The organism is Paenibacillus montaniterrae (assembly GCF_018403185.1).
GTDB lineage: Bacteria > Bacillota > Bacilli > Paenibacillales > Paenibacillaceae > Pristimantibacillus > Pristimantibacillus montaniterrae.
Window position 1 is genome coordinate 112,375 of record NZ_BOSE01000009.1, and the last position, 13,620, is coordinate 125,994.

Annotated in this window: 15 protein-coding genes; 5 read left to right on the plus strand and 10 right to left on the minus strand. The window is 45.7% G+C overall.

Going from position 1 to position 13,620, the window contains the following annotated elements:
* Positions 1–27: 27 nt before the first annotated feature.
* Together KJS52_RS20755 and KJS52_RS20760 are read left to right on the plus strand one after the other, a co-directional pair.
* Positions 28–912: a carbohydrate ABC transporter permease gene (locus KJS52_RS20755; protein ID WP_213519106.1), complete on the plus strand. Its 885-nt coding sequence runs from the start codon at positions 28–30 to the stop codon at positions 910–912.
* A complete protein-coding gene (locus KJS52_RS20760; RefSeq protein ID WP_213519108.1) occupies positions 909–1,736 on the plus strand; it encodes a carbohydrate ABC transporter permease in 828 nt (275 codons plus the stop codon). The genes KJS52_RS20755 and KJS52_RS20760 overlap by 4 nt, the downstream gene beginning before the upstream one ends.
* A 373-nt stretch (positions 1,737–2,109) precedes the next feature.
* Here KJS52_RS20760 and KJS52_RS20765 read toward each other — a convergent pair whose 3' ends face one another.
* Positions 2,110–2,766, minus strand: coding sequence for a M15 family metallopeptidase (locus tag KJS52_RS20765; RefSeq protein WP_213519111.1), 657 nt, complete (start codon positions 2,764–2,766; stop codon positions 2,110–2,112).
* Between the two features lie 96 nt (positions 2,767–2,862).
* Positions 2,863–3,783 carry an MBL fold metallo-hydrolase gene (locus KJS52_RS20770; protein WP_213519113.1) on the minus strand — a complete coding sequence of 307 codons (921 nt, stop codon included), beginning with the start codon at positions 3,781–3,783 and terminating at the stop codon, positions 2,863–2,865.
* 150 nt (positions 3,784–3,933) lie between these two features.
* On the opposite strand from KJS52_RS20770, the gene KJS52_RS20775 reads away from it, so the two are divergent.
* Positions 3,934–4,083 (plus strand): hypothetical protein, encoded by a 150-nt coding sequence (locus tag KJS52_RS20775; RefSeq protein WP_213519115.1) that lies wholly within the window; start codon positions 3,934–3,936, stop codon positions 4,081–4,083.
* A gap of 57 nt (positions 4,084–4,140) precedes the next feature.
* Here KJS52_RS20775 and KJS52_RS20780 read toward each other — a convergent pair whose 3' ends face one another.
* The 3 genes from KJS52_RS20780 to KJS52_RS20790 form a co-directional block, all read right to left on the minus strand.
* Positions 4,141–4,917: a sporulation protein gene (locus KJS52_RS20780; RefSeq protein ID WP_246563829.1), complete on the minus strand. Its 777-nt coding sequence runs from the start codon at positions 4,915–4,917 to the stop codon at positions 4,141–4,143.
* 139 nt (positions 4,918–5,056) lie between these two features.
* Positions 5,057–5,743 (minus strand): PspA/IM30 family protein, encoded by a 687-nt coding sequence (locus KJS52_RS20785; protein WP_281425666.1) that lies wholly within the window; start codon positions 5,741–5,743, stop codon positions 5,057–5,059.
* A gap of 49 nt (positions 5,744–5,792) precedes the next feature.
* Positions 5,793–6,011 (minus strand): PspC domain-containing protein, encoded by a 219-nt coding sequence (locus tag KJS52_RS20790; protein WP_213519119.1) that lies wholly within the window; start codon positions 6,009–6,011, stop codon positions 5,793–5,795.
* 625 nt (positions 6,012–6,636) lie between these two features.
* On the opposite strand from KJS52_RS20790, the gene KJS52_RS20795 reads away from it, so the two are divergent.
* Both KJS52_RS20795 and KJS52_RS20800 read left to right on the plus strand, forming a co-directional pair.
* Complete coding sequence (locus KJS52_RS20795; RefSeq protein WP_213519121.1) at positions 6,637–7,530, plus strand: Rpn family recombination-promoting nuclease/putative transposase; 894 nt, start codon at positions 6,637–6,639, stop codon at positions 7,528–7,530.
* Between the two features lie 114 nt (positions 7,531–7,644).
* Positions 7,645–8,262, plus strand: coding sequence for a hypothetical protein (locus KJS52_RS20800; protein ID WP_213519123.1), 618 nt, complete (start codon positions 7,645–7,647; stop codon positions 8,260–8,262).
* Between the two features lie 10 nt (positions 8,263–8,272).
* Here the strand turns inward: KJS52_RS20800 and KJS52_RS20805 are convergent, their stop codons facing one another.
* The 5 genes from KJS52_RS20805 to KJS52_RS20825 all read right to left on the minus strand — a co-directional run bounded on the left by KJS52_RS20805 (position 8,273) and on the right by KJS52_RS20825 (position 13,388).
* Entirely contained in the window at positions 8,273–9,022 is a 750-nt protein-coding gene (locus KJS52_RS20805; RefSeq protein ID WP_213519130.1) for an NAD-dependent protein deacylase, read from the minus strand.
* Positions 9,023–9,029: 7 nt separating this feature from the next.
* On the minus strand, positions 9,030–10,262 hold the full coding sequence (locus KJS52_RS20810) for a benzoate/H(+) symporter BenE family transporter (RefSeq protein ID WP_213519132.1): 1,233 nt from the start codon (positions 10,260–10,262) through the stop codon (positions 9,030–9,032).
* A 97-nt stretch (positions 10,263–10,359) separates the two neighbouring features.
* The gene (locus KJS52_RS20815) at positions 10,360–11,550 is read right to left on the minus strand and encodes an NAD(P)/FAD-dependent oxidoreductase (protein WP_213519134.1); all 1,191 of its coding nucleotides are present in this window, start codon (positions 11,548–11,550) and stop codon (positions 10,360–10,362) included.
* Between the two features lie 35 nt (positions 11,551–11,585).
* On the minus strand, positions 11,586–12,008 hold the full coding sequence (locus KJS52_RS20820; RefSeq protein ID WP_213519136.1) for a helical membrane plugin domain-containing protein: 423 nt from the start codon (positions 12,006–12,008) through the stop codon (positions 11,586–11,588).
* A 753-nt stretch (positions 12,009–12,761) separates the two neighbouring features.
* Positions 12,762–13,388, minus strand: coding sequence for a metallophosphoesterase (locus KJS52_RS20825; protein WP_246563831.1), 627 nt, complete (start codon positions 13,386–13,388; stop codon positions 12,762–12,764).
* Positions 13,389–13,620 lie beyond the last annotated feature (232 nt).

Below are 13,620 nucleotides of genomic sequence, written 5' to 3' on the forward strand. Positions count from 1 at the left end.
GAACATGAACAGGAAAGGAGCAGGCAGATGGTACAGAAAGGCTATCGAAAATATGTTTCATTACTCGCGTTTGTCGCGCCTGCATTTATATTGTACGCCTTGTTTTTATTGATTCCGACGATCAACGGCTTATATTACAGCTTAACGAACTGGAATGGCTTGAATCCGAGCTATCAATTTGTCGGACTGGACAATTTTATCGAGCTGTTTACGGAGGACCCTTATTTCCTTGACTCGATCTGGTTTACACTGAAATACGTCGTATGCATGGTTATCTTTCAAAATGTAATTGCGCTGCTTATTGCGGTATTAATTGAGTCGCGCACAAAAAGCAAGGGACTGTTTCGCACATTGTTCTTTATGCCCAACATGCTCAGCTTAATTATTAGCGCGTTTATGTGGACCTTTATTTTCACGCAGGTTTTCCCGCAGCTGGCTGAGCGTACTGTGCTCACATTTTTAGGCCAGGCGTGGATCGGCGATCCGAAATTTTCATTCCTCGCGATTCTCATTGTCTCGCTTTGGAACGGCGTTGGCTATATGATGATTATTTATTTAGCCGGCTTGCAGGGTGTGCCGCAGCATTTGAAGGAAGCTGCTGTTATTGACGGTGCTAACATTTATCAGCAGTTTTGGCATGTCACCTTGCCGATGATTACTCATGCGATTACAATTTGCTTGTTCCTAACGCTAAATGGCGCCTTCAAAGTATACGAGGTTGTTTATGGGCTGACAGGCGGCGGGCCAGGCCGCAGCACGCAGGTTATTACGATGAACATTTTTGAAGAAGCGTTCTCGAACAATTATCGCTATGGCTATGCGAGCGCGAAATCGGTCATTTTGTTTTTAATCGTTCTTGTATTTACGGTTATTCAGCTAAGATTGACGAAGCGAAAGGAGATTGAATCATGAGAAGGAAGCAGCTTGCATCCTGGGGCGTCAACCTCTTTTTAACGCTGGGCTCGCTCATTGCCTTGTTTCCGATCTACATGGCCGTGCTCAACTCCTTTAAAAGCGATGGCGAAATGTTCCGCTCCTTTATCGCGCTGCCCGAGTCGATCAGCTTCGCGAATTATATCGAGGCGTTCACGCGGCTTGATATGCTGAGCAGCTCGCTTAATTCGGCGACTGTTTCCATGCTTGGCATCCTCGGCATTCTATTATGCGCTTCGCTAGCCGGCTATAAGCTGTCGCGCACGCCGGGCCGTCTGAGCGGGTTTTTGTTTCTATTATTCATTGCATCGATGCTCGTGCCGTTTCACTCGATTATGATTCCGCTCACGCGCATGGCAAAGGCGCTGCACGCATCGGGCAGCATCTACGGCTTGTCGTTTATTTATATCGGGCTGGGCGTCAATATGGCAGTATTTCTCTATCACGGCTTTGTCAAATCAATTCCGCGCGAGCTGGAGGAAGCGGCGTATATCGATGGCTGCGGCGAGCTTAAAATGTATGTTAAGGTGATTTTTCCGCTGCTGCTACCGATTACCGTAACCATCGCGATTCTTGATTTTCTTTGGATTTGGAATGACTTTTTACTGCCGCTCATTATGATTACAGATACGAGCCAATATACGTTAATATTGTCAACGAATGTGCTGTTTGGCGAATACAATAAGGAATGGTCGCTTATTTTGGCTTCACTGGTGCTGACGGCAATTCCTGTGCTGATCATTTATGCGTTTTTCCAGCGCTATATTATGGAAGGGATTACGGAAGGCGCAGTGAAAGGATGAGCATTCTTGCTTCATGATTCGCGGTGGAAAGGGAGGGGAGCGTTTGGGAAGGCCTACCGGGCGTTGGCCTGCGCAAACGGAACGAAGCAAGGGGCGAAAAGGCGGTGAAAGGGGCCACTGAGCGGGTTTTCAGACACGCCCTAGTCGCTAAGGAAGCTGGATAACGTTATGTGTGGCGAATGAAGCGTTTCTCATTCTAAGGAATATACAGCGTCTTATTAGGCGGTTTTCTCCGTATTTGAGGAGGCTTTCCGTACTTAAGGTTATGCATATTCGTTAGAATGTCGATCGTCTCCAAACGGATCATTTAACGTTACCCAGATTCTTTAATCCTTCACTTTAACCTTGCACAGCGGCTTACAGCTCAGCCCCTTTATTCGTGCTCAAGCAGCACATCGGGCGGACGATAGCCGCGCTGCAGTTCTTCAATAGAGTAGCCGAAATCCATTTGCAAATGAGGATAGTCCTTGAACCTTTCCCAATCGCCACCCCAGCTGAAGCCGAGGCGCTTTGCGATCTCAACAACCTCCATCCAGTCGGCTTGACCGTTGCCGTTCCCGTCATATTCCATATCCCAGACGACCTCATCTTGCTTCGTTTTCAATGCGAAATCAATCGCCAATCCATAGTTATGATAAGATTCCCCGCCACGCGCATGCGTGACGATTGAACCATCCGAGGTCCTTCCTTGCGCATATAGACTGTCCTGCTCTTGATTGCTGCGAAAATCATCCGTAATGAGAATAGAAATGCCAAGCTTGGCAGCCTCTGCAATAAGCTCGTCCTTCTTGGCTTCCACGATAGGGTGGAGCTGAACGACGGGCGGAGCGTCCTTGCGAACAAAAGGCAGCTTTCTGGCGAGTTCGTCGTTTCGGTTAACCAATAGGGAAGCTGTCAGCATCAGAATAAAGAGCAGCAGCAGCCAGTTGCGGATCTTTTTGCTTCTGCGCCTGCGAGCAGGTTGTCGCGGCTGAGGCCATGCAGCAGGCTGTTGCTGAGGCAGCCTGGGCTGTGGTCTGTATTCGGGCATAATGATGAATCTCCTTAATGATTGTACATGATAGCTAATACTTCTACTATAAAGCTTTGTCTGAACAGAACGCAACTGAACCTAACTCCAGACTCCCTACCCCTGCCAAATATGCGTCCGACCAAGCTCCATCGTCCAAAGCCGCTCAGCTGGCAGCTCGCGACGCTGCCATTCAGCGAGCAGGCGATCGAGCGCTTCTTTAGGGGTATCATCAGCAAGATGGAAGGCATCATAATGCATTGGCACAAAGGTTTTCGCCTTAATATCGAGAAATGTCTGCACCGCTTCCTCTGGCGACATATGCGAGTCGCGCATAAACCACTCCGGCTCATAGGCTCCAATTGGCAGCAGAGCAACGGATATTTGCTTATAGCGCTTGCCGATCTCGAGAAACAGCTCATCGTAGCCGCTATCGCCGGCAAAATACAAGCAGTCCTGTTCGTGCTGCATCACCCAGCCTCCCCAGTGCGACGTATTCATATCCCACGGCGTACGTCTTGTCCAATGCTTGGCCGGAACAAAGCCGAAGGTGACCTCGCCAATGCGTTTTTCTGTCCACCATGAAAACTCCTCTACCCGTGGAAAGCCTTTGCGTTTCATCCATCCTCCCAGGCCTTCAGGAACAAGCATCGTAAAATCGCCTGGCAACCGTCGCAAGCTGCCAAGATGAAGATGATCATAATGGGCATGGGATAATACGACGACATCAATTGGCGGCATTTGCTCAATCGGAACGCCTGGAGGCGTTAATCTTTTTCCTAGGCCCATCGTTGTTGCCCATACAGGATCAGTGACGATGTTCAGTCCGCCAAGCTGTACAAGAAAGGTCGAATGACCAATAAAGGTAACGGCAGATTGCTTGCGATTGCTGGCAAGAAACGCAAGATCGGGTTCAACGCGGGGAACTGAAAACGAAAAGTCTTTTTTCTTTGAGCGCCGTTCCTTTTGCCATTGGCGCATTTGCGAGAAGGATTTAGCATTGGTAGAGCCATCCAAATTGACATATCTTTTGCTCATCGTTATCCGCAGACTCCTTTCAGTACATGCAAGTAAGAGTAAAATATCGCGTCACATTATAAAATGTAAATTTTTCTAAACGTATCTTATATTATTATAGTACGTGATAGTTTGAATTTTAGGAAATTTGCTTGTTCGGGAGATCTGACAATGAAGCATAAAAAATATATTTTAACATCTATTTTGACTATGCTGTTTTTGTTGGCTATACATCTAATTGATCTGCTGCCTATTGGCATTATTTTTGCTCCGCTTATATGGGGCAGAATTTATACAGTCATTAATAAGCGGTTTGAGTAGCTTTGCTTAATATGAAGCGGCGGCTAGATCGCTAGCCGCCGCGTAATAAGCATAGTATTAAACGTATCTGAAAATGAAGTTGTTCAGCTCACTTGCAATATAGTCAACACCTTGCGCAAGATGCTGCTGTTCAAAGCGCACATGTACGAATGATTCATCGACGTCCATCGCTTCAGCCAATGCTCCGAAAAAGCCGCGTGATTTGCGATCGATTTGCAGCAGCAGCTCAACGCCTCGCTCATCGGGGTAGAATATAATTTCCAGCTCATCGAGCTGATTGCGGTAATTCGTAGTAGGAACAAATTCAAATTCTTGCACGAAAGACATTCCGCCTCTGGCGTAGCGCGGTGCGTATTCACAAGAAACCTCACGCAGGCGGAAGCCAAGCCGATTAACAGCTTGCAGCACGACGGAGGAGTGAGGGTGAGGCAATACCTTAATATAATCCTGGTCTGTCGGATCGATAGCATTATTAATATCAAGGCCTGTTTGAATCCATACTGGCGTTCTTTCCATTGTTGCTGGCGTTATTGCTGGCAGCTGAAAGGATACCGGGAATTCGTGAACCTGACGAGCTTCCAAATTAAATTTGCCAGCAAGCAAAAACTTTGCTACGACGCCATTTTCTAGCATCTTCGCGTCATTCCGCTCTCTTATGTATTTGGTCATCACATAAGCATAAACATCATCAATTTGCTGTGCTACTTGACCGCCAGCGATACGGACAACGCCGTTAACCATTCCTCCAGCCTGGATTGTATCCTGATATAGCATCAGGTCTACTTTAGCAGAGCCAACACCCATGCTGGCAAACATTCGTTTGAACAAGGACATACGTTATAATCTCCTCCTTATATGGTACATATTACATGATACGCAGCTGTTTTACAGCAGTTTCAACAAAAAAAGGAGCTGCTTAGATTGTCAGTTTTCAATGACTTTCTAGGCAACTTCCTCGTGTGAATCCGTCTCATTAGCTCTGTTCGCTGCTCTTGGAGGATTGCTTTTGCATGAGACGCTGCAGCTCCTCGTCTACGTAAGCATTGCGCAGCTCTTGCTGCTGCTCCGCATAGCCAGTAGTAGGCGTTTTATAGCCATAGTTGCTTGCATAAACCTCCTGCTGGGCTTCCCATTCCATAATCTTTTGCTCGATCCGGTTGAAGCCTTGCGTAGCCGAGTTAGCCTGCAGGTTGCTTGCAAATGGGTAGCCTTTGCTTCCGCCTGTTTGCTGCAAGCGTGTCATAAGCTCTGAACGTTTGTTTTGCAGCTGTGCTTGCTCTTCCTTCATTGCTTCAATTCGCTGCTTAAGCTCAACAATTGCTTGAGCTGCCATTTGCTGAAGCTTTACGTTTTGATCATATTGCTCCTGGTAGAGCAGCTTCGCTTCAAGAGCTGCGCGCGCATCTCTTTCGCGACCTTCCAGAGCAGCCTGCTCGGCCTTTTCTTCATAATGAGCAATTTGGACATTGTTGTCATCCAGCTTGGCTTGCAAAATGCGCTCTTGTGTTTGCTGCTCGACAACCGCTTGCTCAGCCTGAGCGATTTGCTCTTCCAAATCTCTTAAGTATTGATTCATCATCATTGCCGGGTTTTCCATTTTATCCAACATTTCATTTGCTGCCGCTTTTGTCATACTCACAATTCGTCTTAAAATTCCCATAATCTGTTCCCTCTCTCTAAATCAAATTTGTGTAAGGTTTTCTTGAATTTTAGTAATGGTAATGGTTATAGTTCATGCTGCTATAAGGCGATTTTGGTACGAAAATCGATGAAACAATGTAGATGAACAGCATGGCGCCGAAGCTGCAGAAAGCGAAAATAACAAACAGTACACGAATTAAGGTTGGATCAATATTTAGCATTTCGCCAATTCCACCGCATAGTCCCGAAATTTTTCTATCTGTTGTTGAGCGAAATAATTTTTTCATTTTCATTTCCTCCTAAATATATTGGTATTCGTCTAAGCTTTGCTCCCTTGCAGGTGTAAAATATATCCGAAGCATCTGCTTGTTTTCTTCATGTCTTTATTGTAGAGGAGATTGGAGGCGCTGGTAACGGTCCGCGGGCGGTAAATGAACCTGGTCTTTAGGCAGGGAAGAACTGGACCTGAGGCGGAGTAACTGCACGTCAGAAACGAAAGAATAGGGCATTTCATGTTGTTTGGAGTGGCTGTGTTAGGGAATGATACTTAATTCATCCACAGAGATGTGCACAGTTTGTGCGTAACTAGCTGTTTATTTGTGAATAAACATTGGTGTCATGTGTATAAATAATAGGGATATGTGCATAAGTGTAAGATATCTTGTGGATAAGTGGATAACATAATGAAGTTATCGTTTAATTATGCACATGAAAGCTGATCAAAGTGTAGCAATATGTTATAATGGAGCTAATACATTGCGAAGCACGCACAATCTTCTTTTCTAATCCTGGAAAAGAGATCGTGCGTGTTTTTTTGTTTTCCGGGGCAAAAAATTTGCCCTGATTATCGTGAACTTCATTCTGTGCAGACTAATGGAATTTTCGAATTATGGTACAATAGGAGGAAGAGAAATGAGGCTTAATCCGAAAAATGATTTTTTGTTTAAACGATTGTTTGGGGAAGAGGAGGGCAAGCATTTACTGCTTGGCTTACTCAATGCCGTACTGCGGCGTGACGGAAAAAGGGAAATTACGAATGTTGCGCTGGTTGAGGATACGAAAGTGTCGCGAGAATTTGAAATTGAGAAAGAAGCTGTATTGGACATTGTATGTGAAGTCGATCACCAAGAGCTTGTTAATGTAGAAATGCAGATTCGTCGCTTTGAAGATATGGATTTGCGAAGTTTGTTCTATGTCGGCAAACTGATGACTGACTCCTTGCGAAATGGCCAACCCTATAATCAATTAAAGCGTTCAATAGGTATTAACATTTTGGACCATACGTATATTGAGCTTGAAAGCTATCATACAACGTTTCATTTATATGAGGATCAGGAAAGGCATTATATGCTGACAGATATATTGGAGCTGCATTTTGTCGAATGTCCGAAATTTCGCAGTCAGCCATTTAACATATCAGATCCATTGCACAGATGGCTGCGGTTTTTGGAACAGAATACTTCAAAAGAACAATTGGAGGAGTTGATAAAGGTGGATGATGTTATTAGAGAAGCAGAAGCTCGCTTAGCGTATTTGGCTAGCGATGAGGAAACACGACGGCGTTATGCAATGCGTGAGAAAATGCTGCATGATCGGGCAAGCTTAATGGACGATGCGAGAAGAGCAGGACTGAAAGAAGGCGCCGAGCAAGAAAATCGAAGAATAGCGACAAGTATGTTAAGGGAAGGAATGGAACTATCGCTCATCAGCAAAATTACGAAGCTGTCTGAAGAGCAATTACTGGAACTTAGAGCATCGATGCTTGACCAAGCAGAACGTGACGCTTCGGGGAATGAACGGATATAAGGGCAGCAAGCCAGCATCCGGCTGTACAGGCTGGAAGCTGGTTTTTTGCATACAACGTAAGGTTGATCAAAAAACGCAAGTTAAAACAAGCACTCATTTGGCAGGAGGATCAATATGCAGTTATTTCGCTTCCGCACTTCGGCAGAGCTGTTGGATGAATTTTTGCAGGAAAACTATATTAGTATAGATTTGCCATGGCTTAAAGAGGATGTAGAGTATATTGCTTGGGAGCAGCTATGCGCATCCTATAAGCAGGCAGATGGCAATGCAGAGCTTCGTTTCTTTCTCTATGAAATGCAGGATGAGGACCTGCTCATTGCGACGGATGGGGAACGAGCTTATTTGGGGGATTTGGGCGACTATTATTTTGTCGAACCAATGCTGGACGAACAGACAGCGAATCATAAACTGCCGCCTCGACTTCACCGCAGAGGCGTAACCTGGCTTAAACCGCTTGAGCTAGATGCGATAATGGCAGTTAAGCCGCTGGAGCCATTAATGGCTGCGCAGCAATCGATCGCAAAATTTACGGCATCCGTTTCCTTGGAAAGCTTTGAAAAAATGCTGAACGAGCCAACTGTTGACAGCTCCGATGCTGTAGCAGAAACGATAGTGGTCGATGCGGAAACAATTAAAGAAGCAATTGAGATTTTGAAGCAGGCACTGCGAAGTAACGACGCTGACAGAAGAGAACGTGCTGCGATTGCCCTGCTCGCCTATGCCAAAAAATAAGCCAAGCCTGTCAGGACAGACTTGGCTTAAGCCGCTCGCGCAGCTTGGTAAACACCGAAACGAGCTCAGCATGAATGACGATGTCGAATAAATCATCCTGAGAGGTCGGCTGCAAATTGACAATTGCGGTTACGGGTCGTTTTGCACGCGCTGCATAGTAGGGCAGCTCTTTCACGGGATAGACCTCAAGCGAGGAGCCAAGCGTCATGAACAGATCACAATGCGCGGCTGCCTCATATGCCTCCTCCAAATGCTGCACTCTGCCGCCGAACAGCACCACTTCCGGCTTCAAAATAAATTGATCAAGCTCGCAGCGGGGCACGGGCTGCTCCATTACATAAGCGAGCGGATAACGCCCGCCGCATTTTGGACAAAAAGCATGATCAAGTGTGCCATGTACCTCTAAAATATGCTTGCTGCCCGCCTTGCGATGAAGTCCGTCCACATTTTGCGTAACGATTGTCACCTGTTTGCCCAGCCTTTCCAACTCGGCCAGCACATGATGCGCTTCGTTCGGCTTATAGTCATCGGCGTGCTGCAGCTGAAAGATGTCCTTAAAGCTAAGCCAAAATTGCTTCGGCTGCTTATGGAAGTAAGTCTCAGACAATAAATATTCAACATTGTCGAGCTTGGCGTAAATGCCGTTCGCAGAGCGAAAATCGGGGATGCCGCTTGCCGTGCTGATGCCAGCTCCAGACAGCACCGTAATTTGTTTTGCTTCCGCGATCGCTTCTGTTAACTGCTCCAATGCATCGTTCATCAAGTAATCACCCTCCTATATCATAGTCTGACTTCGCTTGCGCGTGTGCCGAATCCTTCTCCTGTTCATCCTCCAACGCTTGTGTTCTTACATCTTGGCTCGTATGCTCCTTGAGCAGCCTTGCGATTAACGTTCCGACTATTAATGACCATAGCGCAGCGGATATGCCTAGCATCGTAATGCCTGCAGCGGAGATTACGAAAGCAAACAACACGGAAAAGCGATACTGCTTATTGCCAAAAGCCGCATTCATACTGTTTAAAAATATGCCCAGCAGCGAGTAGCCGATAATCATCGCTATAAAATAGCTCGGCAATATCGTAACATAAGGCACGACCAGCCAGGCAAAAATGCCAAAAATGACGCAAAGCAGGCTGGACAGTATTGCAGCCCGATAGCGCTTTTGCTTCGCGCCAGCTTCTTCGCTGCTGCACATCGTTGTCATCATGCCGCCAATATTGATCGTATGCCCGTTAAATAGACCGCCAAACATTGAGGCAAGTCCTGAGTACGTAATGATGCGGTTGACAGGAGCCGGATAGCCATTTTTGCCTAGCGCAGCAAGTGCTACTGCAATATCGTTGCTTAATACTAGCACGCTAATTGGCACTGCTAGCGATATAAAGCCCTGCCAGGTGAATTCAGGTATCGTCACAAGCGGCAGCTGATAGCGAAGCGGATCGACTGCCGGAAACGAATAGGTAATCATTAAACCGATCAAGCCCAGCACAATGACGCCGAATATAGGCGGCAACGCCTTGAAATATTTCGGAATTAAGAAAAATCCAATGAGCGCAAGCAGTCCCACCAGTGGGTTGGCTTGAAAAGCAGGTACGAGCTCTAGTATATAATGGGCTATTATACCTGCCAGCATCGCATCAATAACGGGACGAGGAATATGCTTGAATATAACATTGAACACGCGTGTTAATCCAAGGATTGCGACGATAGCTCCCGCCATGATAAAGCTGCCTACAATTTGCGGTAAAGTAAGCTGCACGGAAACGGTGCTTAAAAAAGCGATCGCTGTTAGTGAATGCGCGCCAGCGATTGGCAGCTTGTAGCGCCAGGCTAGCAATAAATTAAACAAGCCTGCAAGTGTATAAGAAACAAACATCCAGGATAGCATTTGCCGCTCATTCATACCTAATTGGGCGGCGCTGTGTACGACCAGAATTGTTCCGCCAGTGCAAGTCATTAAAGCAGACATTAAGCCTGCAGACCATTGTTTTTGTGTCACGATCATAAGCTCCTATTGCCCGATATATAATGAAAGCAGCCACCATGTCGTCCGCGACATGATGGCTGCAGGTTAAACATCAACGGATGTCAGATTACTACAGTCTTGTGTGAAGCACAGTACGCATAGATTTGATGTGAGAAAGGTAACGAATGTTACTAGCTTCCTTCATCAAGGTAGCAGGCAATCCTTTAAGCGAAGTGTTGCTTGCGCCTACTGTTGCTACAGCGTCTTTACGGCCTAAAGATGCAAGTGTGCCAGAGTTGACTGGGCTGAACTTTTCCATCTCCTTGCCGTTGAAATAAGCATATAAATTATAGCCTGCAAGCTCGCCCATTTGCCAAGCGTTTTGAGCTGTTGGCGCGTAAGGACGGCCGCCTTCTTCAGGGAATGCCAAAGCCGCATCTCCAACTACAAATACGTCAGCATGGGATTTGGATTGCAGGAATTCATTTACAGCTGCTTTACCGCGATCGCATTCCAGGCCGGAATCAGCTACGATAGGCAATGCAGCTACGCCGCCCGTCCATACGAATGTGTTGGCTTCAATAGTTTCGCCTGTTTTAAGCTCAATTTTGTTGCCAACAACGCCTGTAACAGGCACACCTGTAATAAATTCTACGCCGCGCTTGCTCAAGCTTTCAGCAGCACGTTCGATCAATGGATCTGGAAGCACTGGCAAAATTTTAGGACCAGCTTCAATCAGCTTAATTTTTAGCTCATGGAACGGTACGCCATATTTTTTCGCGATTTGCGGGAAGTTGTCTACGATTTCGCCGACAAGCTCTACACCAGTCAAGCCGCCACCGCCGATAACAATCGTTGCGTCAGCTTCATTTTTCGATTGCGCGTAAGCTTTAATGCGATCCTCAATATGCTTGTTGATTTTATTCGCATCGTCAACCGATTTCAGCACCATGCTGTTTTCTTCAAGTCCAGGGATGCCGAAGTAGCCTGTTTGGCTGCCAAGCGATACAACAAGTGCGTCATACGTAAGAGTAGTGCCATCAGATAGCTTAACTTCTTTATTGTCAACAGAGAAGGAAGCTACTTTTGCGATTTTCAAATTAACATCGTAGCCCTTGAACAATGTTTTCAAAGGAATGGCAACCGCTTCTTCGTTGATTGTGCCGCCTGCAAGGCGATGAAGCTCAGTAATAATTTGATGAGTTGGAAATTGGTTAACGACTGTAACCTTTGCTTGATTTTTGTCCATATATTTACGAACAGATTGTGCAGCAAGCACGCCGCCATAACCTGCACCCAAAATGACAATATGTTTAGACATAGCTAGTCCTCCGTCCATACTTTAAATGATTTCAATTATTTTTGGTTGGAACGCTCGTTGCAAACTTCAAGATAAGCGCTCATAAAGCGGAAAAGCTTCTGTGCTTGAGGGTCCTTCAGCATTTTCATCAAGCCGAACAAACCGATCACCTCAGAGCTTTTCTCTGCACGATCCTTTGCTTCTACAGCGTTAAGAGCAATCGTTCTTGCGCCTTCAATAACGGGTCCAACAATTTCAGTTGTTGCATGCACGATGTCACTTTTGAATACTTCGTCAGTAGCAAGCTGCTTCGTAAATGCGTAGGACTTTGTTAAAGTATTCACTAACTCGGTCAGTTGTGGCAGCTGATCCACTAACGTGTTTAGTGATGCCTGTACTTCCGGGTTAGCCAGCTTCTCAAGCAAAGCTTGTTGATCCGGAGTTACTGCAGATTGCGTTTGAGTGTTTGTTTCTGACATATCCAGGTCTCCTTTAAATAAAACTTCTTTAGCCGATTTGAACCAAAACAGAATGCACCTCGATCAGAGAAAACAGGTGCTCTATTTGGCGATAAACGACCTCAAGCTCGAAGATTTCGATCAAAAGGTTTTATTATCGTCAAGCCAATCATGAGTGTATAACCATACCATACCACATATCAGCATTTCTGTATTGTGATAAATTTCACCTATATTGAAATGAAATGGTCATCTTGCTTCATTAAAAATGAATAAGCAGTGAAAACATCGATTAGCACCAACCCCTACTCATAACAAAACCAGCAAATGAAGCTTCATTTGCTTGGCGAGGAAACAAGTGTGGCTATGGCTGCAATCACAACTGGCCTAAGCTGTTACCTCTATTATAGCCTAATATGTTGAAATCGTCTCTATACTTGTGTCAAATTTCTCGATATTGTGGCAAATAATTAAAATTATTTCGCAGAATCCTCAAATTTTGATAAAGCAGTGAGTGATTTTTGTTGCAGAGCAGCTGCTTGGCTTGTGCAAGCATTGTGCGAGCAGGCATCAGTCAATGGTGCATTTTATATTGCTAATTATAGGATATGTTATTTGTAGCAAACTTATTTATGGCAAATTCGCAAAATGATAGCTGCCTGCAAATTAAATTTTATAATCGGGTGAAAGAAGGAAGGGACAGGCGCTCAGTCTACTCAAGAGGATGAGCAGGTGAACGCCTGATGAACAGCTGAGTTGAACAGCAATTAAGGTTTACCAGTCTGTGTAACAGTGGACTTGGTTCGGAGCTGCAACGTCGATTGCATATTGGCAGCGGTTCGTTAAATCAACGAGGCTTAAGCAGCTGCCATGACCAGCGCCTGTATCCACTCCAATTTTGCCTGGGCCAAGCCATATCCGTCCAGCGGAGGCACCCAAGCGGAAGGTTGGGGTATGACCAAACACTACGGTATAAGCCTCAAGCGGCGGCGAGTTAAAAAACTCTCCTCTTATTTCCGTCAAATCTGTTGCTGTTTGCCGTTCCAGCGGGATGCCAGGACGCAAGCCCGCATGCACGAATAAATATTCGCCATCCTCGGCCCATAAAGGCAGCTCGGCCAGCCAATGCTGAATTTCAACTTGCTCCTGCTCGGCAAGTCCGAGATCAGTCGGAATTTCATCGAGCCATTTGCGCTCATTATTGCCCAAGATACCGAGCGCGCCACGTGAAATTAACTGCTGTACGATATTTAATGTACCTAATGAATCAGGTCCTTTATTAACCCAGTCACCTAATATATAAAGTCGGTCGCATTCGGCATCATAATGCGCCGCCCGCAGCAGCTGCAGCAGCAGCGGCCCATGGCCATGCACATCCGATACCGCCAATATTCTTCCCATTAAAGTTATTCAACACCTTAATTATTAAGTCAGCGCTTCGTAGCAAGCAGTCCTCCAGTCGCTTTTTAAATCGTAATGCTTTTATTATATTTTTTAAGGTAGCATTACGATGTTAAAGGCGACCCACTATCGTTTTTCAGCGCTTCGGAGCAAAGCATCCTCCAGTCGCTTTTTAAATCGTAATGCTTTTATTATATTTTTTAAGGTTGCATTACGATGTTAAAGGCGACCC

Excerpts from the sequence above, each read along its gene's own strand:
- KJS52_RS20800 (WP_213519123.1), top strand. The coding sequence starts at position 7,645 with ATGCAGTTATTTCGCTTCCGCACTTCGGCAGAGCTGTTGGATGAATTT.
- KJS52_RS20825 (WP_246563831.1), bottom strand. The coding sequence starts at position 13,388 with ATGGGAAGAATATTGGCGGTATCGGATGTGCATGGCCATGGGCCGCTG.
- KJS52_RS20785 (WP_281425666.1), bottom strand. The coding sequence starts at position 5,743 with ATGGGAATTTTAAGACGAATTGTGAGTATGACAAAAGCGGCAGCAAAT.
- KJS52_RS20760 (WP_213519108.1), top strand. The coding sequence starts at position 909 with ATGAGAAGGAAGCAGCTTGCATCCTGGGGCGTCAACCTCTTTTTAACG.
- KJS52_RS20795 (WP_213519121.1), top strand. The coding sequence starts at position 6,637 with ATGAGGCTTAATCCGAAAAATGATTTTTTGTTTAAACGATTGTTTGGG.
- KJS52_RS20770 (WP_213519113.1), bottom strand. The coding sequence starts at position 3,783 with ATGAGCAAAAGATATGTCAATTTGGATGGCTCTACCAATGCTAAATCC.
- KJS52_RS20775 (WP_213519115.1), top strand. The coding sequence starts at position 3,934 with ATGAAGCATAAAAAATATATTTTAACATCTATTTTGACTATGCTGTTT.
- KJS52_RS20790 (WP_213519119.1), bottom strand. The coding sequence starts at position 6,011 with ATGAAAAAATTATTTCGCTCAACAACAGATAGAAAAATTTCGGGACTA.
- KJS52_RS20805 (WP_213519130.1), bottom strand. The coding sequence starts at position 9,022 with ATGAACGATGCATTGGAGCAGTTAACAGAAGCGATCGCGGAAGCAAAA.
- KJS52_RS20820 (WP_213519136.1), bottom strand. The coding sequence starts at position 12,008 with ATGTCAGAAACAAACACTCAAACGCAATCTGCAGTAACTCCGGATCAA.
- KJS52_RS20765 (WP_213519111.1), bottom strand. The coding sequence starts at position 2,766 with ATGCCCGAATACAGACCACAGCCCAGGCTGCCTCAGCAACAGCCTGCT.
- KJS52_RS20755 (WP_213519106.1), top strand. The coding sequence starts at position 28 with ATGGTACAGAAAGGCTATCGAAAATATGTTTCATTACTCGCGTTTGTC.
- KJS52_RS20815 (WP_213519134.1), bottom strand. The coding sequence starts at position 11,550 with ATGTCTAAACATATTGTCATTTTGGGTGCAGGTTATGGCGGCGTGCTT.
- KJS52_RS20780 (WP_246563829.1), bottom strand. The coding sequence starts at position 4,917 with ATGTCCTTGTTCAAACGAATGTTTGCCAGCATGGGTGTTGGCTCTGCT.